The sequence below is a fragment of the Paenibacillus anaericanus genome, assembly GCF_003994475.1.
In the GTDB taxonomy this organism is placed as follows: domain Bacteria; phylum Bacillota; class Bacilli; order Paenibacillales; family Paenibacillaceae; genus Fontibacillus; species Fontibacillus anaericanus.
The window spans coordinates 32,470-58,240 of sequence record NZ_RZNY01000004.1; the positions used below are offsets into that span (position 1 = coordinate 32,470).

Annotated in this window: 26 protein-coding genes; 18 read left to right on the forward strand and 8 right to left on the reverse strand. The window is 37.9% G+C overall.

The annotated features are described in order from the left end of the window. The first annotated feature begins 145 nt into the window (after positions 1-145). Together EJP82_RS06400 and EJP82_RS06405 are read left to right on the forward strand one after the other, a co-directional pair. Entirely contained in the window at positions 146-316 is a 171-nt protein-coding gene (locus tag EJP82_RS06400; protein WP_127191216.1) for a winged helix-turn-helix domain-containing protein, read from the forward strand. 69 nt (positions 317-385) lie between these two features. Continuing rightward, the gene (locus EJP82_RS06405; protein WP_127191217.1) at positions 386-2,131 is read left to right on the forward strand and encodes a DUF885 domain-containing protein; all 1,746 of its coding nucleotides are present in this window, start codon (positions 386-388) and stop codon (positions 2,129-2,131) included. A 503-nt stretch (positions 2,132-2,634) separates the two neighbouring features. Here EJP82_RS06405 and EJP82_RS06410 read toward each other — a convergent pair. Next, positions 2,635-3,021, reverse strand: coding sequence for a cupin domain-containing protein (locus EJP82_RS06410; RefSeq protein WP_170220136.1), 387 nt, complete (start codon positions 3,019-3,021; stop codon positions 2,635-2,637). A gap of 194 nt (positions 3,022-3,215) precedes the next feature. Here EJP82_RS06410 and EJP82_RS06415 point away from each other — a divergent pair, with 194 nt between their 5' ends. After that, positions 3,216-5,555 (forward strand): glycoside hydrolase family 3 N-terminal domain-containing protein, encoded by a 2,340-nt coding sequence (locus tag EJP82_RS06415; protein ID WP_127191219.1) that lies wholly within the window; start codon positions 3,216-3,218, stop codon positions 5,553-5,555. 392 nt (positions 5,556-5,947) lie between these two features. Here the strand turns inward: EJP82_RS06415 and EJP82_RS06420 are convergent, their stop codons facing one another. Continuing rightward, positions 5,948-6,865 carry a ketopantoate reductase family protein gene (locus tag EJP82_RS06420; RefSeq protein ID WP_127191220.1) on the reverse strand — a complete coding sequence of 306 codons (918 nt, stop codon included), beginning with the start codon at positions 6,863-6,865 and terminating at the stop codon, positions 5,948-5,950. Between the two features lie 146 nt (positions 6,866-7,011). Between EJP82_RS06420 and EJP82_RS06425 the strand changes: the two genes are divergently transcribed. Beyond that, entirely contained in the window at positions 7,012-7,563 is a 552-nt protein-coding gene (locus tag EJP82_RS06425; protein WP_127191221.1) for a TetR/AcrR family transcriptional regulator, read from the forward strand. A gap of 1,073 nt (positions 7,564-8,636) precedes the next feature. Here EJP82_RS06425 and EJP82_RS06430 read toward each other — a convergent pair. Further along, entirely contained in the window at positions 8,637-9,041 is a 405-nt protein-coding gene (locus EJP82_RS06430; protein ID WP_127191222.1) for a lipoprotein, read from the reverse strand. Between the two features lie 348 nt (positions 9,042-9,389). Here EJP82_RS06430 and EJP82_RS06435 point away from each other — a divergent pair, with 348 nt between their 5' ends. From EJP82_RS06435 to EJP82_RS28620, 3 genes are all read left to right on the forward strand, one after another. Then, complete coding sequence (locus EJP82_RS06435; protein ID WP_127191223.1) at positions 9,390-9,695, forward strand: hypothetical protein; 306 nt, start codon at positions 9,390-9,392, stop codon at positions 9,693-9,695. Positions 9,696-9,766: 71 nt separating this feature from the next. Beyond that, positions 9,767-10,090, forward strand: a complete 324-nt coding sequence (locus EJP82_RS06440; protein ID WP_127191224.1) for a hypothetical protein — start codon at positions 9,767-9,769, stop codon at positions 10,088-10,090. Positions 10,091-10,318: 228 nt separating this feature from the next. Then, positions 10,319-10,444 (forward strand): hypothetical protein, encoded by a 126-nt coding sequence (locus tag EJP82_RS28620; RefSeq protein ID WP_281278185.1) that lies wholly within the window; start codon positions 10,319-10,321, stop codon positions 10,442-10,444. 277 nt (positions 10,445-10,721) lie between these two features. On the opposite strand, the gene EJP82_RS06445 is transcribed toward EJP82_RS28620, so the two are convergent. Next, a complete protein-coding gene (locus EJP82_RS06445; RefSeq protein ID WP_127191225.1) occupies positions 10,722-11,573 on the reverse strand; it encodes a polymorphic toxin type 44 domain-containing protein in 852 nt (283 codons plus the stop codon). Between the two features lie 97 nt (positions 11,574-11,670). After that, positions 11,671-12,174, reverse strand: coding sequence for a DUF5412 family protein (locus EJP82_RS06450; RefSeq protein ID WP_127191226.1), 504 nt, complete (start codon positions 12,172-12,174; stop codon positions 11,671-11,673). Between the two features lie 428 nt (positions 12,175-12,602). Here EJP82_RS06450 and EJP82_RS06455 point away from each other — a divergent pair, with 428 nt between their 5' ends. The 4 genes from EJP82_RS06455 to EJP82_RS06470 all read left to right on the forward strand — a co-directional run bounded on the left by EJP82_RS06455 (position 12,603) and on the right by EJP82_RS06470 (position 15,225). Next, entirely contained in the window at positions 12,603-13,433 is an 831-nt protein-coding gene (locus EJP82_RS06455) for a hypothetical protein (RefSeq protein ID WP_127191227.1), read from the forward strand. A 241-nt stretch (positions 13,434-13,674) separates the two neighbouring features. Further along, entirely contained in the window at positions 13,675-14,013 is a 339-nt protein-coding gene (locus EJP82_RS06460) for a hypothetical protein (RefSeq protein WP_127191228.1), read from the forward strand. A 266-nt stretch (positions 14,014-14,279) separates the two neighbouring features. Further along, positions 14,280-14,621, forward strand: a complete 342-nt coding sequence (locus EJP82_RS06465) for a hypothetical protein (RefSeq protein WP_127191229.1) — start codon at positions 14,280-14,282, stop codon at positions 14,619-14,621. A gap of 211 nt (positions 14,622-14,832) precedes the next feature. Then, positions 14,833-15,225: a transposase gene (locus tag EJP82_RS06470; RefSeq protein ID WP_127191230.1), complete on the forward strand. Its 393-nt coding sequence runs from the start codon at positions 14,833-14,835 to the stop codon at positions 15,223-15,225. Positions 15,226-15,529: 304 nt separating this feature from the next. Here the strand turns inward: EJP82_RS06470 and EJP82_RS06475 are convergent, their stop codons facing one another. Further along, entirely contained in the window at positions 15,530-17,266 is a 1,737-nt protein-coding gene (locus EJP82_RS06475; protein ID WP_127191231.1) for an ATP-dependent helicase, read from the reverse strand. After that, entirely contained in the window at positions 17,263-19,149 is a 1,887-nt protein-coding gene (locus EJP82_RS06480) for an ATP-dependent nuclease (RefSeq protein WP_127191232.1), read from the reverse strand. Before EJP82_RS06480 ends, EJP82_RS06475 begins: the two co-directional genes overlap by 4 nt. Before the next feature lie 533 nt (positions 19,150-19,682). On the opposite strand from EJP82_RS06480, the gene EJP82_RS06485 reads away from it, so the two are divergent. From EJP82_RS06485 to EJP82_RS06500, 6 genes are all read left to right on the forward strand, one after another. Continuing rightward, positions 19,683-20,255, forward strand: coding sequence for a class I SAM-dependent methyltransferase (locus EJP82_RS06485; protein WP_127191233.1), 573 nt, complete (start codon positions 19,683-19,685; stop codon positions 20,253-20,255). A gap of 265 nt (positions 20,256-20,520) precedes the next feature. After that, entirely contained in the window at positions 20,521-20,955 is a 435-nt protein-coding gene (locus tag EJP82_RS06490; RefSeq protein ID WP_127191234.1) for a MarR family winged helix-turn-helix transcriptional regulator, read from the forward strand. A gap of 36 nt (positions 20,956-20,991) precedes the next feature. Further along, on the forward strand, positions 20,992-21,279 hold the full coding sequence (locus tag EJP82_RS28705) for an NAD(P)-binding domain-containing protein (protein WP_341189642.1): 288 nt from the start codon (positions 20,992-20,994) through the stop codon (positions 21,277-21,279). Beyond that, entirely contained in the window at positions 21,237-21,722 is a 486-nt protein-coding gene (locus EJP82_RS28710; RefSeq protein WP_342773677.1) for an NAD(P)-binding domain-containing protein, read from the forward strand. Before EJP82_RS28705 ends, EJP82_RS28710 begins: the two co-directional genes overlap by 43 nt. A 34-nt stretch (positions 21,723-21,756) precedes the next feature. After that, a complete protein-coding gene (locus EJP82_RS28715; RefSeq protein WP_341189641.1) occupies positions 21,757-22,050 on the forward strand; it encodes an NAD(P)/FAD-dependent oxidoreductase in 294 nt (97 codons plus the stop codon). Between the two features lie 505 nt (positions 22,051-22,555). Beyond that, positions 22,556-23,101, forward strand: coding sequence for a cupin domain-containing protein (locus tag EJP82_RS06500; protein WP_127191235.1), 546 nt, complete (start codon positions 22,556-22,558; stop codon positions 23,099-23,101). A 490-nt stretch (positions 23,102-23,591) separates the two neighbouring features. Here the strand turns inward: EJP82_RS06500 and EJP82_RS06505 are convergent, their stop codons facing one another. Continuing rightward, positions 23,592-24,134 carry a recombinase family protein gene (locus EJP82_RS06505; protein WP_127191451.1) on the reverse strand — a complete coding sequence of 181 codons (543 nt, stop codon included), beginning with the start codon at positions 24,132-24,134 and terminating at the stop codon, positions 23,592-23,594. A 161-nt stretch (positions 24,135-24,295) separates the two neighbouring features. Here EJP82_RS06505 and EJP82_RS06510 point away from each other — a divergent pair, with 161 nt between their 5' ends. Continuing rightward, positions 24,296-25,759, forward strand: a complete 1,464-nt coding sequence (locus EJP82_RS06510) for a SulP family inorganic anion transporter (protein WP_127191236.1) — start codon at positions 24,296-24,298, stop codon at positions 25,757-25,759. Positions 25,760-25,771: the final 12 nt, after the last annotated feature.

Consider the following 25,771-nt stretch of genomic DNA (forward strand, 5'->3'; position numbering starts at 1 on the left):
ATAATAGAGTTCATAGGATACCGCGGCAGCCGACCAGACAATCGGCTGCCGTTTTCATTAAGCTAAAGGGCAAACAAGTTGACGATCAATTGCGGTGAACCTTACCTCGGGTCAGTGGGTGTAAAGCGGTAAATAGTATTGAAGGTTGACGAAGGAGCAAATCTATAACCGAATTTGGGGACTCGATTCGGAAGCGGGAATTGACATCGTGGAGCTCTATGTCCATTATCTTCAGACGAAGCTGTCTTCATGGCATGCCGATCAATATATCCAAACCGTAAGAGGTTTGGGTTACATACTCAGAATAAATGAGTAGTTTTTCAAAGGGAAATCAAAGGTTCATCTTATATATTCTTCTTATACTCTATAAAGGGGAGATTAATGCATGAACCTTGTAAGACAGATGTTTAAGAACACCAGATTGACTATTTTATTGGCAGTGGGACTTCTCGTATTGCTGATTGCAGGCGGTTTGTTATGGCAGACCCAACATCAGTCAGAGAGTTTCGACGCATTGATTCAGAAGATGGCGGTTACCACCCTGAATGAGGACCCCGAGTTGCAGCTTAAATATGGTGTGGAAGAAGTGAATGGTCTAGGGTGGGATCCCACTAAGCTCACGGACCTGTCGGATACCGATTACGAACAATTAAACGAAGAGAGAAATGGTTTTCTTAAAAAATTGAATGACTATGATGCTGCCAAGCTTTCCCCGGAAGACAAACTCACCTACGATATTCTCAAATGGAACCTAAGCGCGGCGCAGCAAGTATATAAATATTGGGATCTGAACACGAATGACTACCTTTCCCTATCCATTTTTCCGCCGTATTTCGCGAACAACTATCCGATTCGCAACCAAGCAGATGCAAAGAATTATATCGTTGCGCTGAACGGGTTTTCGGATAAAGTCGCGCATGTCATAGATAGAATTCAAGACAGACGGGAGAAAGGTATTGTCCCTGCTTCTGAATTTCTGAAGGAAATGCTTACGAGTTACAGCAATTTGCGAAATACGAAACCGGAAGAAACGATTCTGTACAGTTTATATGCAGAGAAATTAACCGAGTTAAAACTCGATCCCTCCGAAGAGGAGAAGCTAAAAAAAGCGTTAGTGCAAACCCTAACCGATCATGTACTGGCTTCTTACGGCAAACTTTCCGATGTGATCAAGAACGATCTTATGAAGCAAGCATCCGTGAGCCAAGGAATCTGGAGTCAGCCGGGCGGCAGCGAGTATTATTCTGCAAGCCTCAAACTTACTACGGGTACGGACCTCAGTCCTCAGGAAATGCACGAGATCGCTAAACGCAAGGTAGAAGAGATCGTGAAGGAGCTAAGAAGCGGGGCTTCGGGTCAAGCACAGACTACATCTGCAGCCAGATTCCTAACCGGAGATGAATTGCTGCAAGCGTTAAATAGCAGTCTGTCGGATGCCACGCCCTATTTGTCCGATTGGTTTGAAGAGGAACTTATCCCGGACCATCCAGTAGACGTGCGAGCGTATTCGGCTCTTTTCGCATCGGCAGGTGGAATGTATATCCCCTTATCAATAGATGGTGATAGGAGCGGGAGATTTGTCATTCCGCTCGAAATCCCGACCTCCGAAGAAATGGTTAAAATGCTTGCGTTGCATGAGGGTATTCCAGGGCATCACTTTCAATTTTCGATTCAATATGATCAACCAACCATTCCATTAATCCGCAAAATAATGATGACGTCTGGATACGTAGAGGGATGGGCGGTCTATATGGAAAGCTTATGTGCGGAGAAGGGCTTGCTTGATCGGAACACGGTACTAATCCGTTTGCTGGGCAATTCCTTAGGTACCGTGATAGATACGGGTATCCATGGGCTGAAGTGGACAAGAGAACAAGCTAATGAGTATCTGGTGAGTGCCATTGGAACGGGGAACGATGCTTTGATCGACAGTGTCATTGCCTATCCAGGACTAAACGAAAACTATGCGATCGGATCGGAGCAATTCCAATCCCTTCGAGAGAAGGCGGGAAGCGAACTCGGGGATCGCTTCGATATCAAGGCATTTCATTCCGTTCTTCTTCGAAACGGTAATATGCCATTTCCGATATTGGAGCAGCAAGTGAATCAATACATCAAATCCGTCAAATAAAAAGAGAGCAGTCCCCGGTATGATTAAACGCACGCTAGTACGAATGACGATATGGAACAGCATTTCATGTGATAAATTTGCTAGTATATTTATATTAAAATTATGGTCAAATTGAGTTTGAACCGAATGTAAGAACTGATTTTATAGATATGAAGACAACCGAAATATGTGAGATTAGTTTTTTAAAAAACAGGTTATCACTGAAAAGGCTGCTGCCTTTAAGTGATAGCCTGTTTTCGTCTGCACTAATAAGTGCTGGATTCTAAGTATATGGGAATCAATTGTACCTGTGCGGTAATCCATTTAACGGAACAGATGGTTGTTCTATAGGAAGTAGCAAGGGCCTTTCCCTATCCAATAACACGTCATTTTCTGTTCTCGTTTTCTCGATATTCTGATGGATTTAACCCTGTCCACCTTTTAAATTGCCTACTGAAATGAGCAAGGTTCTTGATGGACTGATTTGTTTTATCCTCAGAATTATGATTTGGCGCATCAACTTCTTATTCTGTTGTGAAAAAGACTGGAAGGTTGGTAAATCCAGTTGCAATTTTCATTATTTTCATTCGTAACGAAGGTTCATCTATATCAAAATGAGCACAAAAATAAGTCATAGAATCTGGAGAAATACATCTGCTTGCATGTTCAAATCCAGGAGGAATGAGCAGAATATCGTCCTTCCTTACTATATATCGGTTATTTTGAATTGTTGTTTCTTGTTCACCATCTAATATAACTAGGATCTCAAATCCATGGTGAGATTCCCTAGGTATACACAAATCAGGCGCAACCGTTTGAATGTGTGCACCAAAAAAACGTATATTCCAATCAATATATGGAAAGAACACAGCGTTATCTCCTATACCTGCATAACTGGATTTAATCTCCACCACAAACCCTCTCCTTTGATTTGGGTAAATCTAACTTTGTTAATACAATAGTACTCTCGCTTAAAGTTCTTTTATAATTTATTTAAACGAAAGAAGGACACTTCACAATTACATGTCCTCTCTATAAGTTAGATTTATTATATGGGGAACCCGAAGGGGATGGTGCTGATGGCTAAATTAGGATTAAGCAACAAATGGGACATCGGAAGCGTCTATTCATCATGCATATAACAGCTAGAGAGGTGGAACAGATGAATTTAAAAATGATGACGATATTCGGTGCCGTTATCGGTTCAATGCTCGTTTGGGCAGGAAGTGCGGCTGCGGAAGAACGGTTTACCGATCTGCAGCATGCGAAGTGGGCAAAAGACAGCATTAACTATATGGCTAAAAGGGGAACAGTTGCCGGATATGGCAATGGGAAGTTTATGCCCGAGAGGCATGTAACAAGAGCGCAAGCCGTAACTTTCATGGTGCGAGAGCTTTATCCTCAACAGTTGCAAGTTGCAACGGAAGGAACAAATTTTTCAGATGTTCCAACAACACATCCTTTTTATCGTGAAATCGCCATTGCGGAAAAAAATGGGCTGGCCAGCGGATTTCCTGACGGCACCTTTCATCCGGATACAGCGATGAGCCGAGCAGAGACGGCTGCCTTCCTTACACGCGCATATTCACTTGTAACAGGGAAGCAACCAGCAAGTTTGAAAGATACGGAGAATCATTGGGCAGCAGCACCAATTCTCATTATGAGCTCTAACGGATTGATCGGTGGATATACGGATGGCACCTATCGGCCGAATCGACCTGTCACTCGAGCGGAGTTTGCCGTGTTTATGACCCGGGTGATTCGATTTGAACGTGAAGCAGCTATTCAGGATCACGATTGGGATAAGCTGATATCATATATGACCGTCAGTGAGCAAATCGGCCAAATGCTCATGCCTGATATTAGGCAATGGAATGGTCAAGTGACAACGACCGTCAATGAAGGAATTAAACGCAGCATCCACGATCAGGACTTGGGCGGACTAATTCTGTTTGACAAAAATATTGTAGACGTACGGCAGGTTACAACACTCACACATAATCTGCAAATGGAAGCAGGTGACATTCCCCTGTTTCTCGGCATCGACCAAGAAGGAGGCGTTGTTAAGCGAATCCCCGGCGGGACGAATCTGCCAGGTCAAATGGCGCTTGGCGCAACTGGTGACGCAGCGCTGGCCGAAGCGGCAGGAAGGCTGACAGGGGAAGAGCTGAAGGCGCTCGGGCTGCAGGTCAATTTTGCCCCGGTGCTCGACATTAACAGCAATCCAGACAACCCGATCATCGGGATGCGTTCGTTTAGCTCAGATGCGGACTTGGTATCACGGCTTGGGATCGCAACAATAAAAGGGCTGCATCAATCTGGAGTCATCGCGGCAGTTAAACATTTTCCAGGGCATGGTGACACGACTGTAGACTCCCATCTGGGAATGCCGGTGTTGACACATAACCGCGAACGACTCGATGCGGTCGAACTGAAACCGTTTCGCGACTCGATCGAGAACGGGGTGGAGATGATCATGACCGCGCATATTGCTTTAACCGCAGTAGATAACGAGCACATTATGTCGCTTAAGGACGGAAGCAGTGTGCCGATCCCTGCCACGTTATCTAAAAAGGTGTTGACCGGACTGCTTCGGGGGGAGCTTGGTTATAAAGGCGTTATCATTTCTGATGCCTTCACCATGAATGCGATAGCGGAGCATTTTGGGGAGAATAAAGCAGTGGAACGTGCGGTCTCCGCAGGTGTCGATATCATCCTTATGCCGCAAGATCCAGCAGCTGCTCATCAAACGCTGGTTAACGCGGTGAAGAGCGGGACGATCCCGAAAGAAACCATCCATAATTCGGTGAAACGAATATTAGAGCTTAAATCAAAATATGGTTTGTTTGACCGCAGCGAAAGCCTTACGCATAAGTTGAGCGCACTTAACGATATCATCGGATCCGAGGCGCATCGCACGGTGGAACGGAAAATTGCAGAACGAGCGGTCACATTATTGGCCAGCCGCGACGGTGCCCTTCCGGATCAAATCCATCAAGGTGACCGGATTGTTATTGTCGCAGCTGAGCAGGAGCAGGCCAAGCAGCTTGAGAGACAGCTGATGCAAGCCGCCAGCAATCTATCGCTTAAGACGGAGTTTTCTGTTATCGGTCAAGGAAAAACGACGGAGGCGCTTAAAGCTATTGATAAGGCGGATTACGTCATCCTGGCCACTTACCAGTTCCGTAACGTGGCCAGTCAGTTCGGATGGACCGATGTTCAAACGTTGATCCAAGAGATGAACGAGCGTAATAAGCGATACGCGCTTTTATCGCTTGGTAACCCGTATGAGACGATCTTTTTGCAGAACGTGCGCTCAGGACTTGCGGTTTATGGAAAGCAGGAGCCCAATACAACCGCCGGGATCAAAGTACTTCTCGGCCAATTGGAAGCCGGGGGCGTACTGCCAGTGTCAATCGATCAAAGTAGGGTAAGTGATAATTAATTTTTCTCAGGTGGGAGATAAGAAACAGGATTAGTATGATGACGAAAGCAGAGTCAATGATGAATCGGAAATAATGGGAAATAGAAACAGCATATCTCTTGATGAGAGAGACATGCTGTTTTTAGCTTTTCAGCGAATCGGACAGGATGGAGCACCGGGTACGACAAAATCGTGATAAAGAGCATATTAAACCCGTTTGTATGCCAAAAGCGTCGGATACCTGGCAGATCAAAAGTCCAACGACTGCGCCGCTGAGACCGGATGCGACATAAATAACGGGTACAGATGGAGTATTATCTTATCGAAACTAAGCAACACATACCAATTTAGCTTAAACTTTTTTGATTTAATGAAAATAAATTAAAAATTACTATAATATTTTAACAAAAAAATTACTGAACATGTATTTCCGATTTGATATCATTTTGACTTAACAATTTCATTAAATCATTACTCAGCTGCATAATCTCATTGTTAGCATTATTCGCATAATCCGGCAACATCATATCCTTAACCATTTTAGTTCGTAGCCATGTCATAAAGAATAGATCCAATAATAAGTTTGGAAATTTAAGCACCATTTTAAGCATTGGTGGATCAATTGAAACGCCAGCTTTTTGTATTGCCCTTAGATACGTTTTTAAAGTGACTGTTATTTTACGTGCCGTCTTTCTGGTTCTGGCTGTTTTTTTGTCAATTATCTTATTCTCAGAATGCAAAAAGCTCAACATGGCAATGTCTGATACGGAATGTGTGATTAGATACGCTTGCATATCCTTTTTAATAACGTAGGGAAGCTTTGCTGTTTTAAATAAGTTTGCGAGTTTTTCTATGCGTTCTGTCACTACACCATTAATTTCTCCAAATGCAGTTGCCGCTATAATCTTTGGTAGAAATCGAGGATGCAATACTCCATCTTTAATCTGTCCGCCGAAGCCGGGAAAGGCTGGTAAAAGTCTATCCCCTACGATATCCAGCCACGAAGAAAATCCAATTGAATTACTAGTCATCGTAACTATATTTTTGCTTTGATTATCTTTTAGCGCTAACAACGCTGATTCGGACCGATCATAACGAACGGTAACGAAAATAAAATCGTATACATCGTCATTTTCGAGCGTATCAATGACATTCACTTGTATCGATCTAACTGTACCTTTTTCCATATATTGCAGGCCATTTTCTCTTAATGATTTAAATCTATTTGAATGTGCAAACAGGCTAACGTCAAACCCTGCTTCAATAAGCTTAATTGCGTACATGCTCCCGATGACACCTGCACCAAAAATTAAAATTCTATTTGCTGACATTGAAACCACCCCTACTTATTAACATTTCCTTTTTATTATCAAACAACATGTTGTATGATGTGATTGTAAATCTTTATTATTCCTTGATCAACCATCACTTTTTTATTATTTGTCGGATGATATTCTTATTCGAGTAGGAGGGAAACATGAAAAAGCAACCCCAAATAACGGAGCAAACAAGACAAAAGTTTGTAGAGGTTTTTTGTGAGTTATATAGCCAAAAGCCGATTGAGAAAATTTCGGTTCAGGAAATTGCGAATAAGTCAGGATATAACCGCAGCACCTTTTATCAATACTTTACTGACATCTACGAATTGTTAGACTCTGTTGAAAATGACTTATTGAATGACATGAAAAAAGAATTGGCGAATAAAGAGCTATCGATGCATACGGTTCAAGATTCGCTCTATTGTCTGGACAAAAGAGAACATCTCCTGGTTCTTAATGCCCTTTTGGGTGATTATGGAAGTGCCCGTTTTATAAAACGCTTAAAAAAAGAAATCACTTTGGATCAATTAGAATTAAACGTTCCGCAAAACCATTCCTTAACGCCATACTTTATTGAGTTCTACCTGACAACTTCCCTTTCCTTATTTCATCTTTGGCTCCAGCGTCAAAAGGATTTATCGTCAGAAGAATTTTTCAAGTTAGTGGAGAACCTATATTCAAGAGGGATTACGCCCTATTTTAAAGAATGAGTCTGTCATTCAAACCAAATCCATATGTTGTATAACAATAAAAAAGCGCGCATAAGCTTGTTTACACAATATACTCCATAAAGACTGACCTAACCTACTCTTAAGGGTCCGCATTCTGTAAATACAGATGAAGAGTTTCCTGAGATTTGCCCTGTTGCGTATGCTTATATGAACTGGAGAAAGGTCCTTAGAGATAAGAAGTATATTAGATGGATTTTTAATGATGAAAGAGGGGGGAGTCAATAGAAAAATTCTAGAATGGATACAAGAACAATGGACATATCAATTTAGCTTAAACTTTTTTTATAACTGTTTATCATCTTCTAGTCTGATACTGCAGCAAGATAATAATAAAGTATTATATTGGGATAGAGATTACTCAAAAAACAAAAGAGGAGTTTAAGGTTGTTTTTAAATATTCTGAAATACAGGATAATCGCATAAAGAACATGTTAAGATTAAAAATGATAATGGATAATAAAAAACGTGCAAATATGCAAATATTAGATTTAGGGAGAATCAGCTAAGGGATCAAGTTCTTGTCCTAGAAGGGACTATGTTCTTGTCCCTTGTCCAATGACATAAAAGTGCCTACATAAGCAGTATCTTTAAAGCCTGAAAAATCAGGCTTTTTATTTTTATGTAGGCAAATTGATGTCACGAAAAAATGCACTAATCTGCCTACATTATGGTATTTTGACATAAAGTTACCTACATTGTAGCGGTGCTTTTACTTAGCGCAATTTCAATCAGCTCGAAGGCGAAGAAGATTAGGCTCCTTTAAGAAAATCCGTTCCTATATTGTGAACTATCTCATCCAGACTCATCGGTAGAAGAAACATATTATCAAAAGGTAATGCTTTCAATTTTGCGTAATGGCTCGAAGAAGGTAGTGTTTACACCAACCGACCCTGTCTTCGAGAGGGTGGCCCTTCATAGGGTAGCCTATATAAGGGTTCCTGGATTTTATTTGTTGTACCTGGAGTGAAATACTGCCAATTCACAGTAAAAGTCCCTTCCGCCATTTCGGCAGAAGGGAATCGTCTTAAGGAAGGATGCAGTTAACTCGATCACTATTTTTCCTGTTCGAGAAGAATATCTTTTACATCACTTAGTTTAATAGAATCCAATTTCAGTTCCTCTAACCGATAATTCAAGTCTGTCTCAGAAGGGTACGTTAGGTTAGTACCATCCTCCATATTAAAAATACCCCATTGACTTTTATCCTCATCCTCAAAACGTTTATACACGATATAGCCCTTATTCCAGCCAATCTGAGTGATATCAGGCTCAATGACGGTAGGAGAGTTATCTTGTTTCTTGGATACATAATTCATTTCCCTATCGCTGCTAAAAAGGCGATAGTCATGTGGAAGTTTGATTATATCGTTACTTTGGGCATCCCTGTAATCATAAAACATATTCGAGCAACTGCTTAAAAGTACAACAAAGGTAAGGAGAAGAAGAATTCTTTTCACGTATTATACCCCTCCTCTTTTTCAAGCTATTAATGGACTATTCCATTTTACACCAGAAATAGTCCATATGTTAGGAACAATATGAAAACATCGGTAGGATTGAACTATTAAAGAGAACTAGAGTGTTATAAAGGAATCAGTTAAATAAATATACCGACTTAAAAGTGGACAAGAACATAGACCATTGGAATCCTCGATGGACGCGGTGTGGGCCAGTTTTATCTACCGCTCGAGTAGCGGGGGATAAGGTAGAATACAGCAAGCACAGTGAGCTTATAAAAATGATTTAAAGAAGATTGGCCATGATACTTAGTGAATATATCCGTTCATACAGAAGGTAGGTGCAAAATGAGCATTAATGAACGCTGGCAAAGGGGAAAACACATTGAAGATTTTGCTCGTGAACATGGGTTATTTCCTATCTGCACCTCATTTTTTTATCATTTTTGGTCAAAAGGAATGTCCCTCCTATTTGGCCTTTCGATTCTTTTTTTCTTGGCGCTAACGTTTGTTTTTTCAATAATTCCTTGGCTTTCACTGATAATCACAGTGGTTTTGATCATTGCAATTATGGTTCGGTTTAAGGATAAGGTTCGTATTGTAACATATGATCGTATGAAAGAAATATATGACTCTACTAATACTACAGAATGAATAATAATTTTCAAATTGAGCATTAGACACATCTTTAACAGAACAAATCGGTTCTAAAGGAGATTAAAAATATGAACATTCAGAAAGATTTAAATCCTAAATTATTAGAATCTGAATTAACAGAAAGTGAATTGCTAACTATAAGAACCAGTTTGTTTAGTAGTATTGAACACGTAGCGTCTGTTGTTGAACTTAAAATAAAGGAATCTGATAATGCATCGGTTTCTATATTTAAACGCGAATTAGATTCACTTTGCTCAGCAGATGAAAAAGTAGCATATATGGTTTATGTCCTTAATGATAAAGAAAGAAAATCTTTACAAAAGTGTCTGAGTAGAGAAGAGTTTTATAAAAGCTTAAAAGAGGATATGAGGCGAAAATTTCTCGTTATTTAGCTTGAATAGGAGCGTTAAATCAGACGTATCACAATGAATACCTGGTTGTGAAGGAAAGGAGCAATGAAAAGCGTGGACATTATAAAGAAGTTCAAAGGACCAAGGGACGAATTTACTAATCCCAATACTCTTGGACCCGGTTTTATAGGAACAACTGTTATTTTACTCATCTCTTTGTTTGCACTTTTTGCTTTCATCAAGTGGTGGAATGAATAGGAGTGAACTATAATGACAGTGATGAAGCACTCAGATGTAGCGAAGCTTCAAGAAGAAATGGATATCAAAGATTACAATGAAGGCGGTATGAGTCGCCCACCAATGAATAACTTTTTTGGTTTAGGAAAGGAATTCTAGCAGAACGCGAAAGGACTCCAATTATTAAGGAGTCCCTTGCATGTCTTTTTAATAGCTATTGATGAAGTCTTTGCCTTCTTGCATGGTGCGGCTTCCCATTCGTAAGATCGGAGGTGCGGCCCGTACGCCCATTATTTTTTGTGAAAATTGAAATAACATCGGTTCACTTTCTTGCTGCAACGTTTAATTCTGAATCCTTTATACGCATATTTTGTGTTACTGCAGAAAGGTAATAACTGTCATCAATTTTTAATATGACAGTCATTACTTTAGTTATTTAATAGTATGCACTTTCGCTATAGCCCCGTCTAATAGGAATTTTATCATCTTCACCGTCAAGTTTTTGTTGAGTAATGAGTGATATTCCATCCCCAGCAGCTAACAATTCTGATAAGGTAAAGAGTTCTCGACCTACAAATCCATAATTATAGTTTCCGGCATAAGCAGCGATTTGAATTTCACGACTTGAATGAAAGTTCAAATCCAATTGGTTATACCAAGGACCCCAACCAGAGACAATCTTATAATCCCATGCCCCTCCTGGTTTAACTTTATCAACAAAAAAGCCGACGGTGTTACTATAAGCTATAGCACCAGCGTTAGGCATTCCGGATAAGATTAGCGTATTTAACATATCAGCAAAGTAATTATGAACCGTTGTTTTATTTATACCTGCTATTGAATACATATTTTTAAAAGGTGGAGCGCCTGGATCACTAAAAGGAACAATAGTATTATCACTTCGAAGAATTAATAAGTTATCTAGATTATCACTAGTGGTATTATCCTTAAATTCCTTATATTCTTCAAGCGAACGCACATAAAAATTGAAGTTTTGATCAAATATTGCTCCACCCTCTTCAACCACATTATTAATACTTTGTATATCAGCTAAGTACTTTGAATATTCCTCCTTAGTAATAGTAAGATCGTCTGCAGTAGCAGTAATTTGTAGTAGATTTTTTTCATTTAAGTAACCCCAACCATTTTCAACAATGACGGAGTGAATTCGATGAAAATCATTATATTCCTTACTATAAGTAATAGAACTCTCTGTGGCTGACACAACACTCGTAAAAATCAAGAAAATTGTTAAGAACATGGGCACGATCTTTTTTAATTGAAACATTCAATCCCTCCTAGTTTATTGTCAATTAATACTTTAATACACTTTATAGGAAAATAATGTCGAAAATTGTAGATGTTATGAAGATGGTAGAAAAGTCCTAAGCTTGAGGAGGGAGAGAGTTGATAATATTCTTTTTGAGGCGGAAATTATATACTTCCTTTTTAGAGATATCTAATGTTTCTCGACCTATCTTAACTGAATTGTTATCAATCCATTCTACAAACGGGCTATAATCGTAATCATTAAAGTAAATAGTTTGTTTTTTCCCACTTGGAATCTCTATTAATTCAGCTCTTGAAGTTCTGTTATATAGAGATTTGTAGTGGTAAGTTCGTATCTCATGCTGCTTATCTGGAGAGAGGACTACCTGGTTTAAATATCCAGTTGGTAATAAAATAAAAGTGTAGAAGTGGAAATAATAAAATAAAATAACACAAATAAAACCAAAAAAGGCGATAGAAAAACTTTTTTTCGGAAACTTCTTTTTTTTACTTCTAAATTTGATTACTAAGAAGAAAAGAAAGACAACGATAGCTACAACAGAAATCATCAATACACCGACGATAGATAACAGTAGATAGATATGTACTTGTTCACTCAATTGTTCTCCTCCTTCAATAAGGTATTATTAATTAATTAACAAAGATTTACTAACATGTATATACTTTTTACTTTGATTTATATCACTAATTAATAAATAAGTAAATATAAGTATAGTAAAAGAGGTTTGTTTTCACTAATCCGTATAGGAATATATGCGTATCGATGTCGTGAACGGCGGTTTTGATGTAATAACAGGATCAGGGAATAGATTTTTAGCAAGAACGATTATTTGCGCATCTGGTTCCTTTAATCGTCCGTATATTCCCTACATTCCAGGATCAGAACTTTTTCAAGGGAAAACGCCGATATTACCTCGAGGAGCGCTCCAATACACTGAGATTAGTGATAATCATCGATACTGCTTTCTTGAAGTGTTAACAGGACTTTTGTTCCGACAATATGACTATGAGGAAGAAGCAATCATTCGTGACTGCGAATCACACAAAAGTTATGCTGCGTAGTTTAAGCGCAGGAGAATTACAACAGTTTTCAGTAGAATTATTACCACGGTTATATAGTGACTGGGGTCATGTTACGCAAAGCGGTACTGTGGAGACGCTTAAAACGCGAAAAGGGACACCTGACGCATTCTGCGAAAGAAGCGATGAATCAATGGTCTATATCCAATCTACCGGTGATACGGCTAAAGGAAAAATGTATGAGGATCTTAAGAAAAGTGTTAAGCAGCTAATAGAACTTGATTTAAATGAAGGCGCGTTATGTATTTCATTTCTAAGTTACGATCCGCAAGCTGATGAAGTCACTGCGTGCAAAAAACTCTGTAGGACACATCAATGTGAATTTAAATTCTACAGTAACTCTATAATATCCGACTTACTAGATAGTAATCATCACGATCTTCGGTATAAGTATTTAAAGATACCTGCTCCTGTTAAAGGGAAATATCGATCTGATAACAATTTTGTACTTACCGCTTCTACCGGCTCCGAACCCAAAACAGCGACCAAGATGAATAACGTTGTAAATTGGAATCTGAGTCCAGATGAACTTACGGGCACCCTGGAAAGCATTGTGGAGTTTTACAATCGTTTAAAGAATCTAAATGAACCTTCAAGGCAGTTTTTTTCAACAATTATAAAATTGGCTGATCCATTAAGGCGTAATCCCAGCATGATGACAGTCCCTTATTCGGAGATGACAAATGTATCAGGACGGGAAAATTACGAGATAAGAAATCAGATGGCTATCCTTGAAAAACACCCAAAGTTGAAAAGAGAATACAAACTCTCCCGTTGAAAAAAAAGGTTGAAATTGAGGATGAAGTCAAATGGCAGACGACCGAAAAGGATGGATGAGTAAAAAAATTTATATTTTGTAATAGTAATAGAGAATACACTTAAATGTAACAATTATCTACATAACTAGATTGATATATATATATTACGATGTTATATTATGGAATATATAAGATTTTTATGGAAAGTAGGGTTGTGTTGGCTCTGAAGTAAATATATGCAAAAAATAGGAGGATGTTATTATGAAATTTTTCAAATCTTCACTTGTATTAGTATTGCTAGTAGTAATGGTATGTTCTTTTTCAATCAGCGTTTCAGCGGAACCTTCTATTGATCCCGAGGGAACTCATCATTACTCACAAGAATTACTTGATTTCCTTGGAGTATCAGAAGAAGAATTAATCCAAAATCTCGAGAATGCAAAACCAGCTGAAATAGTAGATGTAAATAAAATAGATTTCATTCAGCTATTTGCATCTAAACTTGTCTATTCTTTTAAAGATATGCCCAAGCAAGGAACAAACAAAAACTTTTTGGTGTCTGATACAAGATTCCAGATTCAAATGGGACAGCCACGGTAACGTTAACTCAATGGAACCCAGATGGAAAAACCCCCTATGTTGCATATGTCTTGAAGAGTGATAAACAAGAAACGGATTATTATTATCTGAACGGGGAGTATAAAAGTACTAATACTTCTATAAAATTTAAAGGACTAGATTCAAATCAATCTTATGCTATAGTTATCATCAACGAGAACAGTTTTACAATTACAGGAAATGGGTATATTAATTAACATTAACCTGTATAATTAATATAATAACGTAGGGGGTGATTTTTCAATAACATGAATAAATACAAATTAAGAATTCTTCTCCTGAGCTCTGTCATCATATGTTTAGTATTAATTCCTTTCGCAATATCAAAAAGCTTTGCTGTAGAGCAACATGATACAGAAGGTGAGCCACAGCCACAATACGAAAATTTACATCCTTTTCATGTAACCGATGAGGAATACCAAGAAATTAAAAATAAGGTGAAACATATACTTACATCTTATGGAGATTTTATTCGTGTAAATGAGGAACAACCTTTTCCCACTTCTGAGATAGCCTATAGCATGTCAGAGATTAACGAGAACACAAATCAGATTATTCTTGAAGGAACTCGTATCTTTGTAAAAGAGTAAGCTTAATACGAAAGTCAGCCTATACGGCTACAGTAAGCGGAAATTACAAGATTGGTTTGGAAAGTGGGGCGTAGGGCAAACTGCCTATGGAGTACTGAAACATTTTTATTGAGAAAAAAGACTTTTGAGAATTTTGAAGTGCACCCCCTAGAATAGACATCGGAAAAACCCCTGGGTAAATCCGATGTCTATTCTAGGGGGTGCATTTTTTATGTCAGCACAGAAAGGTCAGAAGTTTAAGCATTATCCGGAGTCTCTGAAAGTAGAAGCTGTTCGACTGTTTGTAGAGGAAGGCTGGTGCTATCGTAAGATTACGGAACACTTAGAGATACATGATAAGAATAGGGTTAGAGTTTGGGTGAAGAAGTATCAGGTCAAAGGGCAAGCTGCCTTTAAGGATAGACGTGGAGATCCACACAGGACTGAGACCGAACAAGAACGAGAACTGCGTCGGTTGCAATTAGAGGTAGATGTTCTAAAAAAGTGGTTACACATCTTGAATCAGGGGGAGTTAGTCACTTTAAATGAATTTAATTATTCCAATAACTTCACAAGAGAGTTATATACTCGGAATTGTAAGATGACAAGAATATATTCCGATTAATATCCGCGTAGATCGCGGTTTTTTTATTTTATCGGAACAGATTCTTGTCATTACGCTTTGTCAAGAATCTGTTCCTATTGCCGTTAGAGGCCAAGAATATAGTCCGATTGCCGTTTGATTTTATGTTGGGAAATCTAAAAAAACGAATTATGTGGTGATTCTTAAATAGTACCTCAGAATTTTCACAACAGAGGGAGAATTTAATCACACCTTACCAATTAAGCGAACTAACCGGATTTGTATCCGGAACGGGTGTTGTAAAATTCAGGAAATTCAGAATGTTGAATAGCCAATTGAGTGTTAATTAGATTACATGTACAATAGGTTTGCTTCCAAACATTCTTATCTCTTGTTCATCAGTTAACCTATTTTGACTCGGTACAGCAAGAACAAGTTGCCATTTAGGACGTGACATTGCAACATAGAGCATGCGTTTTTTTTCATCTGGCATTTGAAGGGGCTTTTTAAAATCATTTAGCGATATATTTTGACCTGAACTATTTGGACTTAGAACAAGCATTATTGAGTCGAATGTTTTTCCTTTCACTTTATGGATTGTAGTTACCTTTGAGAAATTTTCTGGTTGTTGATACATTTCTTCAATTTTCTTGTTATGATCAGGTCTGTACTTTCCCTGTTTTAAAATAAAAGTAGGTGACTGTGCAAGGTCGAATATATTTTTGCAAAGCTCATTTAAATCACGCGTCCATTCTGTCAATGTAAGATCAAATACTGGCAAATTTTTTATGAGCAATATTATCTTTGATTTAAGTTCATAATTGTCATTATTCGCCTCCAGAAACTCTCTTTTTTTACTCGGATTCTCTTTTAATGAGGGGTCGAAAAGCACGGGAATAAGTTTGTAGATTCGTTTAATCGCTTCCTTGGTTTGTCCATGTTCCATATCAGACTTAGCGTGTATAAAGTGAATTGGTGAAAACGGTGATTCACTCCAATGGTTCTTATCATTCGGCATTGCTTTTAGTTCTTGTAATAGTGTCTTCCCCCGAACCAAAACAATATTGTTGTTAAACCTTGATGATAACTCTTCGTATTTTGAAACAAGATCATTAAGTTTATTATAGTAAATAAGATGTATCGGACTTTGTTCAACATCTGACTGGCTTGAATATAAATCGTCATGTTCTTTCAATCGGAAAATACTATATGCTTTTACAATCGGGAGAACCGAGCGCCGGCATTCTGACATCGTTAAGAAGTTCCAGTCAGGTGACTTGGTTTTATCGGTAAATAAATCAGGCCTTGCTTCTCTCCACTCGTATAGGGATTGATAGGGATCTCCAATAAGTTCAACATGTTCAAGTCCATTATTTATCAATTCATTAATAATTAAATGTTGGATTTCCGAAGTATCTTGGGCTTCATCTATAATGAGATACCGAAATCTTGAGCTTAGTTGTTTCGCTACACCAGGATTCTCTCTTAATATTTTTAGTGCCAAATAGAGTGAGTCAGAATTTTTTAGTATTCCTTTTTGAAATTGCATTCTCTTTAATGCAACACAATAATTTTTGAAAGTTATTAGGTTTTCTTCAATTAACTTAGGCTTATTCCCATCAAATAAGTAGCTTCCATCAGCTGCCACATCAATTTTTGAAGGTTTGTACATGTAAAGAATAGGCCTATTATTAATTTTATATTTATTTAGAGCATATGGTGAGAAAGAATCGAGCAAGGAATAATCCTCCAAGATAGTTGGTCTTGTTTTATAACCAAGTAAATGAAAATGAGGTAGAGTGATATATTGATTAATAAAGCTATCAATTGTGCTCACTAAATGAGGATAGCTAATTGATTTCCCAGTGAAATCATAGAATTTTTCATTTATTTCATCTTTAGCAACATTCGTAAATGAAATACAAGCAACTCCAGAATACTTAAAATCCCAATACTCAAGTAAATTTTTGAGTTTATAAGCGACAGAAGTAGTTTTCCCACTACCGGGACAGGCATTGACAATGACTTTACCTCTACTATCTAAGTATCGTTGACGTTGGTCAGTTATAACGAAATCCATCATAATGTTTCCTTCTTTAAATGTTCAAAGCCCATTTTGATATATGAAGGAACTTGAAAATTAAGTCTTGCGTAAGCAATATTATTTAATAAATACTCCGAAAAATCCTGTGAAAATTCTGACTTTCCAGGTAGTGACTTCCAAACTAATAAAGCAATTTTCTTTTGCTGTTCCTCAGTTAAAACGTCATCACACAAATCAATATACGCTTGTATAAATTCAAATTTTTCATTATCGAGCTCCTTAATAAATTGAAATAGGCAATTGTTTTGAAGATCATTTTTTAATCTACCGACATTAGAAATAGTTAACTCGAATTCAAAGGTTTTAAATCCCACAAAAATTTGTATGTTTTCTTGTTTATTTTTGTAATTATTTAAATTACCAATTCTGGTCGAAATTTCGCCTTCTTTAATATTGTCATATAATTCATTAAGTTTGGAGTAATTGTTTTCAATCAGTTTGTAGAATGAATATTCACTATTTTTCGAAGCAGTAAATCGATCATCATCTGTTATGACAGAAACTCTTTTATTAATTTTTTTGGCAGGGTTAGTCGAATTAAATAGAAGGAGAAATGGATAAAATGATGTTCCTGTTTGAATCACTTCAATATCCAATTCTTCAAAACGGAAATTTTCTAATTTTGAGAAGGCAAATAGTAATAACTCTTCTGATATACCCTCTACTAAAAATAATGATTTAGCATAAAACATCTGGGACTTTGTTACATCAATGTATCTTTCCAACATTTTTCGTTTGCTTTTGATATCATCATTATTTAAGGTCTTTTTATTTTGGACTAACTTTTCATTCTCTCTATCTACAAAACAATCGCCAACACATTTAAACGAATTTGACTCAGTAATAAATAGCTTTTCTAGCTCAGATTTTGAAGTTAAGGTAGGGGAGTGCGTTGTTATAAACAATTGACAATTATCATTACATATCTGTTCTTTCAAAAAGTTATATAGATTTAGCTGTAACTGAGGATGTAGGTGAGCCTCGGGCTCTTCAATTAATAAAGCATGGTGAATTGTGGAGTCCTTTTCAACTCGATCATTCATATCACTAAGTACAGTAGCGATGTAAATTATGTTGTTATATCCCAAGCTATTTTGAAATAAATTCAATCCCGAATCCGCCTCAAGGGATGCTTTGAACGGAAGATAAGGTTTGATTACATTTACGATAAAATCTAGTCTTGATTGTTCAATATGTAGTCCGATTGGTGATAAGGTTGAATATATTTTTGTGAGATTAGTATTGATGTTGCTTTTAGTTGTGCTTACCTCAGTTCGTTGGAGTAGTTCACTGTTAGCTCGGCTTATAATTCCTTTAAACTCTTGTTCGGAGTTATTTGTCTCAATATTTCTTTTAATTACACGTCCTAGCATATTTCTTTTTACTGAGAGGAGGTCGCTTGTACTATCTCTAAGGGCGCCTAAATAATAATGCTGGAATATCTCAAAAGTATTTACACTGGCTTTTTGACCCGGATAAGCACCTGTATAATAATCAAATTTTGGATGTTTATCTTTTCTTTTATCAAAAGAAATTTTAATGTGAGCATAATCTTCATGTGGATCAATAACTAGATACTCGTATAAAGCTCCTTTCTGCTCTTCAGTCAGACCTCTAAACTCATAGGATATCGCGATTGTATTTTTTGACTCTCCTGTGGCAAGATCCGTATTAAAGTCTTCGTTTCTAATAATAATTTCTTTTAATGGTTCTCCTAAGTTATACAATAATCGAATAGCATCAATAATTGTTGATTTGTATGAACCGTTCTCACCAATCAAAATATTAATATCTTTGTTGAACGAGAGGGACATTAAGGATATGCCTCTAAAATTTTCAATAGTCATTTTTGATAAGAACATACTATCACCTGTAAATTCATATTTTTATTTCAAAAAATAAGACATTTAAGCTAATATTTCGACATAGATACAGTGAAACCCTTTCATTGTTACTGGAATTGAAAAGGAATGAAAATTGTTGACTGAAATTATATTTAAATTTGGTTATCCATTGACCAAAGCTATGTGTGCTATGTGGGGTTTTCTACTCAGAACCTTAATGGTTATAACGAAATAAGGGATACGAAGAAGAATTAAATAGCTAATTACAACAAAAGTTCTTCCTTTCGAAAAGGCGGACTTTTTTGTTTTCAAATCCATTTAATAAAAGTATTTTGCTGATCATGACTTAATGAGTTTGTATAGGTAGGTAAAGAAATATATATATGTTGCAAATAACAACAGTTGTATGTTACATTGTGTTTGCTAGATAAAAATTCCACTACAGATAACAAAATTTCCGGAATGGTAAGAGTGTCTACAACTGATCATTATCGTTTTAGGACTTTGAATAATAATAATATTTTTTGCGTACTGAAGGCGGAGATAAAACGATGAAAAGAAAAGGAATTCATAAACCAACAATTGAGGACGCAGTTGAAATTAGTGGAATTGAAACCCTACATCCCGGGGGATTTGATTTAACCAAACGAACTGCAGAAATTGCAGGTCTTAGGCAGGGTATGCAGGTTTTAGATGTATCCAGCGGGAGAGGGACTCAAGCAATATTCTATGCAGAAAAATATGGTGTTCTGGTGACGGGAATAGACATATCTGAAAAAATGATCAAATCAGCGAGTAACAAAGCTAAATTAGCCGGTATGGAAAACAGCGTTTCCTTTAGGCAAGGAGATTCTCAGGCGTTACCTTTTGATGATAACACCTTTGATGTCGTAATTAATGAATGTGCGGTCGGAATCCCGGATGACTCACAAAAGGTTCTTAATGAAATGGTGCGGGTAGTAAAACCCGGAGGTGCCTTAGTTATCCACGAATCAATCTGGATGAAGAAGATATCAGAATTTGAGAGGGATGAATTATCCGAAAGATATGGAACCACTCCATTAGAGCTTGATGAATGGAATAAAATGCTACAAAAAGCAGGAGTAGCTAACATTATAGCGTAGCATGAGGAGTGGTCAAAACCAGAAAAATTCTGGAAAGTCAGAAAAGACCGTGATGTTTCTCATTATTCAAAAATTCTCACTTTTCCAGAAAGGCTTGTAACATTGAAGCGCATTTTGCAAAAGCAAGGGATCAAAGGTGTGCTCAAGACCATGGAAAACGAAAAGATTTTCTTTAAAGCCATCTTAGATGGTAAGGTAGGGTATTGTCTGTATAAAGGCGTTAAGGATATATAATATTAACCTACTAATTACTGAGGTGATTCAAATGAAAAACATTGATTTACTAAGAAATTTAATCAGAGTTTTAGATAAAAATATTGGCGCTTTGGAAAAAACTAAACTCATTTGCTGTGGTGCGACCATCGGACAATGTCATGCCGTTTTGGAAATTGGGTTTGCTGGTGAAATTTCACTTATTGATCTTGCAAATTTACTCAATCTTGATAAAAGCACAATGAGTAGGACGGTAAACAATCTTGTAACGGATGAATTGGTAGAGAGAGTCACAGATCCGGAAAATAGACGTTATGTGAAGCTAATGCTTTCAAAAAATGGTCAGATGCTTAATGAGAGAATTAATTCTGTTCTTGATTTATACTTCGAGAATGTTATGAATGATATCCCGGAGGACAAGAGGGAACAGGTTGCTGAGAGCTTGGTACTATTAATCAATGCATTAAATAAAAATAACTGCTGCTAACCGCATTTTCATATAAAGAGAAAGGCGAGATATATCATGACGAAGTTCTTGGATACAGTAGTCATCGGGGGTGGCCAGGCAGGACTCGCCTCTGGGTACCATTTGCAAAAAGCTAGACTAGAATTTGCTATTTTGGAAGCCAGTGACCAACCGACGGGATCATGGCCGCAATATTATGACAGCTTAAAGTTGTTTTCACCTGCCAGATATTCTTCATTGCCGGGGTCCCTTTCCCGAAAGATCCAAACCAGTACCCGGTACGAGATGAGGTTATATCCTATCTGCTGCAATATGCAGAGAAATTCGAACTTCCACTCAACTTGAATAGCAGGGTGGAACGTATCGAAATCGTGAACGGCGGTTTTGATGTAATTACAGGATCGGGGAGTAGATTTCTAGCAAGAACGATTATTTGCGCATCTGGTTCCTTTAATCGCCCATATATTCCCTACATTCCAGGATCAGAACTTTTTCAAGGGAAAATTCTTCACTCATCCGAGTTCAAGAACCCGGAACCATTCCTACAACAGCGGGTTATTGTTGTCGGACGAGGAAATTCGGCTGTACAAATTGCAGTAGAACTAGCTGATCATGCCAAAGTCTCATTAGCTGTTCAAAATCCAGTTCAATTTACTCAGCAGCGATTTTTAGGACTTGATCTTCACTTTTGGTTGAAAATAACAGGGATTGACGCGTTTCCTTTTTTATCGAATCGGCAAAGAGCCCCCAAACCCCATTTCAGTCTTAGACCTTGGTGGATATCGTAAGAAAATTAGAAAAGGCAATCCGGATCAAAGACAAATGTTTACGGGTTTTTATCCAGAGGGTGTCGTTTGGACAAATGGGCAAAGGGAGCCCGTAAACAGTGTGATATTCGCAACGGGGTTTCGCCCAAATATGCTGTTTCTTAACCATACAGACGGACTTGATTCTAATGGCAGACCGCTCCATATTGCCGGAGTGAGTAGAACAATTCCAGGGTTATATTATGTCGGCCTATCTAACCAACGTTCATTTGCGTCAGCCACCATTCGTGGTGTAGGTGCTGATGCTAGATATGTCGTACAAAGTATTAATAGGTTCCTACGTAAATGAAGTTGAAACGTGGAGAGTGTAAGATTCTAAGCCTACGGTTATTTATCTTTGATTTCTAAAGTGCGTAGGAGGGAGCTACCAATGCCTCTGTCACAATAATCACGGTGAATATATATCGAGAGATTCCTATCCTCCAATGAAAAGATTGATATTAAGGTTTAATCGCCTTGATTTATTGCAGAAACGATATAGTTATCTACGTTCGCACCTAGAACCCAATCTTAAATATAACATTTGGACTCATCATTAGAGCTAATTGATATGTAAGTATCATTGATTTGAGTTTCTTCAGCAATGTTTCATTTTAGAAATAGGTCGTTTTTGAAAAAGTATCATCTTGGTATTTCTTTATTTGCTGAACTATAGTGGTTTTCTGAACTAATTCTAATTATATTAAAATTGTACTTGAATGAGCTATGCTCAGCCCAAGCCCATTTTTCAATCCTTTAGATAGGCAACTGCATAGGATATAAGGAAAAGGTGAAATCTTGGGAGGAAAATGAATATGTACCGTAATTCATACAATCAATGGCATCATCCTATGCACAACAACAGCAATAACATCAATTGGAATCCTTATTATTACAATTGGAACAGTAACAACTGCAATACTTATTTTGGAAATATTAAGTTAACTGATTATGGACCAAAACCATTTGTGGTGAATATTGACCAAGCTACTAAGCAAAACAATACTTACCGGACCGCTTTATGGACAGGAAAACACTTTCAAGTGACCCTAATGAGTATAAATGTTGGAGATGATATTGGTTTGGAAGTTCATCCTACAACTGATCAATTCATACGTATTGAAGAGGGCCAGGGACTCGTTCAAATGGGTGATAGTAAAGATAAATTAGATTGTCAAGAAATGGCCTATAAAGATTTTGCAATTATAATTCCTGCTGGAAAATGGCACAATGTAACCAATATGGGTAATACACCACTCAAAGTATATGTTATCTATGCTCCACCAGAGCATCCGTATGGTACTGTACATGCAACAAAAGCAGTAGCCATGTCTGCTGAAGGAAACCATCAACTGAAGTGAAATTGAAGTGCATCAGCATGACATTTCATAAGATCATCCAAATAAGAGGAGGGACAGGTGAATTCCTGTCCCTCTAAATAATTAAAGCTAATTGTTCCAATTGCCGTTAGAAGGCAAGATGTTGTCTGATTGCTAATATAACCGTTGGGGATACCGAGAAATAGCTAACCTTGTTGCAAATGCATAGATGATACCCTCAATACCCAAGTTCTAAGGTATATGTGTGCAAAGAAGAGAAGATAACAATTGCGATACACATCACCGGCTCAGTAATTTTAAGTCATGAGATTTTATTTGAATGAACGGAACAGAATCCATCTACACTAGCAAGAATCCTAGTTGCATATGAGCTGTCCTTTAATCGAGAAAACTCTTGTGGTTGGCGACTCACATCCAAACTAAGGCGTAAATTGATAACAAGAAAGGAAAGCGAAAAACATTAACTCGACACCACTTAATACATAACACGATTGGTATGCATCCTTTAACTTTAGTTCTCTAAATATCGATATAAGGTGGATTTACTGATTCCTGTTTCTTCTTTTATTTCGGCAAGAGTATATTTTTTAGACTGATACATAAGTATGGCCTTTTCAACGTTTTCGTCAGCTTTTCTTGGCCGACCGGGAACATTCCCCTTTTGTTTTGCTTCAAAAAGTCCTCTTTTAGTTTTCTCGCTTATAACATCACTTTGGAAATCTACCAAATGTTTCACGATATCACTAAAAGAATCTCCCCTCATCTTGTTCGTATCGATATTCTCCTTTAGAGAATAAATAAAAGCCTGCTTCATATCGAGAACTTCAAGAAGCTCCACGAGATGTCGAGTGGAATCAGCAAAAGCAAATAGCTTAGAAACGACAATGGTATCGTTAGGTTTTAAAGTGCTCATCATATGATCTAGGTTGGTTCTACGCTTTGCCGATGCATGTTCCTCTACAACAATAATATCGCAGGGGAAAGAGGTCAGCATTTGAGTTTGATTTTCTAAATTCAGATCATCCTGATAAGGTCTCATGTATCCTATACGCATCAAGTACTCTCCTTTTTACTTTCTAAACCTAAAATTATCATACCATAATTATTTGTGTCAAAAAGGTTCCATTTAGGGAATGTTGATGGTACACTGTTTGTAGAAAAAATCGGCCTGATGCCTGGGTTGGCATTACCGAGAATTAAAAGGTGGAGAACAGAGTGATTGAGAAACTAAAAGGAAACTGGTTTTTTAACGTGAAGGGGGATGTTCTGGCAGGTATAGTTGTTGCTTTGGCACTGATTCCTGAGGCTATCGCATTCTCGATTATTGCCGGGGTAGACCCTATGGTTGGCCTTTATGCCTCTTTTTGTATTGCAGTCATCATTGCTTTTGTCGGCGGACGTCCAGGAATGATTTCAGCAGCTACCGGGGCTATGGCTCTACTTATGGTTCCGTTGGTCAAAGAACATGGACTTCAATACTTGCTTGCGGCTACCATATTAACTGGAATTATTCAATTATTGTTCGGTGTTTTCAAGATTGCCAAACTGATGAAATTTATTCCGAGACCCGTCATGATTGGCTTTGTGAATTCTTTGGCCATCCTGATTTTTTTGGCCCAAGTTCCTCACATTTGGGGGATTTCCGTAATGACATACGTTTTCGTTGCGGTCACGTTGGCAATTGTGTATCTTGTTCCATTGATCTTCAGAGCGATCCCCGCGCCTCTCATTGCTATACTTGTATTAACCGCGGTGGCTATCCTCTCAGGTATTGATCTAAGAACAGTTGGAGATTTGGGGATTATCAAACAAGAGTTGCCATCATTTTTTATTCCGGATGTACCCTTAAATTTTGAAACCCTCCAGATCATATTTCCATATTCCATAGCACTTGCGATTGTAGGGCTACTGGAATCTTTGTTGACCGCCTCTATTGTCGACGATATGACCGGTACGGAGAGCGATAAGAATCGGGAAGCTAGAGGACAGGGGGTCGCCAATATGATAACTGGCTTCTTCGGTGGTATGGCAGGATGCGCTATGATCGGACAATCGGTTATCAACGTAAAATCGGGTGGAAGAAGCAGATTGTCAACATTGGTTGCCGGTGGGTTCCTGATGTTTCTTATTCTTGTCCTAGGGGATTGGGTGGTACAAATCCCGATGCCGGTTTTGGTAGGTATCATGATCATGGTATCGATCGGAACCTTTGACTGGTCTTCCTTTGCCTATTTAAGAAAAGCACCAAGAACAGATGCGGCTGTCATGCTGGTCACTGTCATCATTGTTGTAGCCACACATGACTTATCCAAAGGAGTCATCGCCGGGGTTATTTTAAGCGCAATCTTCTTTGTCTCAAAGATATCCAACATCAAAGTTTTAAAGCGGCAAGACAACGATACTATTGTATTTGAATTGGAAGGACAACTGTTCTTTGCCTCTGTGGATGGATTCGTTGATGCCTTTGATTTCACGGCCACAGATTCCCATATTATCATCGACTTCTCAAATGCTCATATTTGGGATGATTCTGCTGTTGGTGCTATTGACAAGGTAGTCATCAAATACCGGGAAAACCATAATAAGGTCACAGTCAGAGGCTTAAATGCCTCCAGTAAAAAAATGGTGGATAAACTGGCGATCTATAATGATGCTAATGCAAAGTTAAGTGCACACTAATCTGTTTTCAGG

Coding starts and splice junctions, on each gene's coding strand:
- EJP82_RS06470 (WP_127191230.1), top strand. CDS start 14,833: ATGTCAGCACAGAAAGGTCAGAAGTTTAAGCATTATCCGGAGTCTCTG.
- EJP82_RS06415 (WP_127191219.1), top strand. CDS start 3,216: ATGGGACATCGGAAGCGTCTATTCATCATGCATATAACAGCTAGAGAG.
- EJP82_RS06405 (WP_127191217.1), top strand. CDS start 386: ATGAACCTTGTAAGACAGATGTTTAAGAACACCAGATTGACTATTTTA.
- EJP82_RS06465 (WP_127191229.1), top strand. CDS start 14,280: ATGAATAAATACAAATTAAGAATTCTTCTCCTGAGCTCTGTCATCATA.
- EJP82_RS06445 (WP_127191225.1), bottom strand. CDS start 11,573: ATGTTTCAATTAAAAAAGATCGTGCCCATGTTCTTAACAATTTTCTTG.
- EJP82_RS06460 (WP_127191228.1), top strand. CDS start 13,675: ATGAAATTTTTCAAATCTTCACTTGTATTAGTATTGCTAGTAGTAATG.
- EJP82_RS06490 (WP_127191234.1), top strand. CDS start 20,521: ATGAAAAACATTGATTTACTAAGAAATTTAATCAGAGTTTTAGATAAA.
- EJP82_RS06505 (WP_127191451.1), bottom strand. CDS start 24,134: ATGCGTATAGGATACATGAGACCTTATCAGGATGATCTGAATTTAGAA.
- EJP82_RS28715 (WP_341189641.1), top strand. CDS start 21,757: ATGTTTACGGGTTTTTATCCAGAGGGTGTCGTTTGGACAAATGGGCAA.
- EJP82_RS28620 (WP_281278185.1), top strand. CDS start 10,319: ATGACAGTGATGAAGCACTCAGATGTAGCGAAGCTTCAAGAAGAAATG.
- EJP82_RS28705 (WP_341189642.1), top strand. CDS start 20,992: ATGACGAAGTTCTTGGATACAGTAGTCATCGGGGGTGGCCAGGCAGGA.
- EJP82_RS06475 (WP_127191231.1), bottom strand. CDS start 17,266: ATGATGGATTTCGTTATAACTGACCAACGTCAACGATACTTAGATAGT.
- EJP82_RS06425 (WP_127191221.1), top strand. CDS start 7,012: ATGAAAAAGCAACCCCAAATAACGGAGCAAACAAGACAAAAGTTTGTA.
- EJP82_RS06435 (WP_127191223.1), top strand. CDS start 9,390: ATGAGCATTAATGAACGCTGGCAAAGGGGAAAACACATTGAAGATTTT.
- EJP82_RS06420 (WP_127191220.1), bottom strand. CDS start 6,865: ATGTCAGCAAATAGAATTTTAATTTTTGGTGCAGGTGTCATCGGGAGC.
- EJP82_RS06500 (WP_127191235.1), top strand. CDS start 22,556: ATGTACCGTAATTCATACAATCAATGGCATCATCCTATGCACAACAAC.
- EJP82_RS06485 (WP_127191233.1), top strand. CDS start 19,683: ATGAAAAGAAAAGGAATTCATAAACCAACAATTGAGGACGCAGTTGAA.
- EJP82_RS06480 (WP_127191232.1), bottom strand. CDS start 19,149: ATGTTCTTATCAAAAATGACTATTGAAAATTTTAGAGGCATATCCTTA.
- EJP82_RS06440 (WP_127191224.1), top strand. CDS start 9,767: ATGAACATTCAGAAAGATTTAAATCCTAAATTATTAGAATCTGAATTA.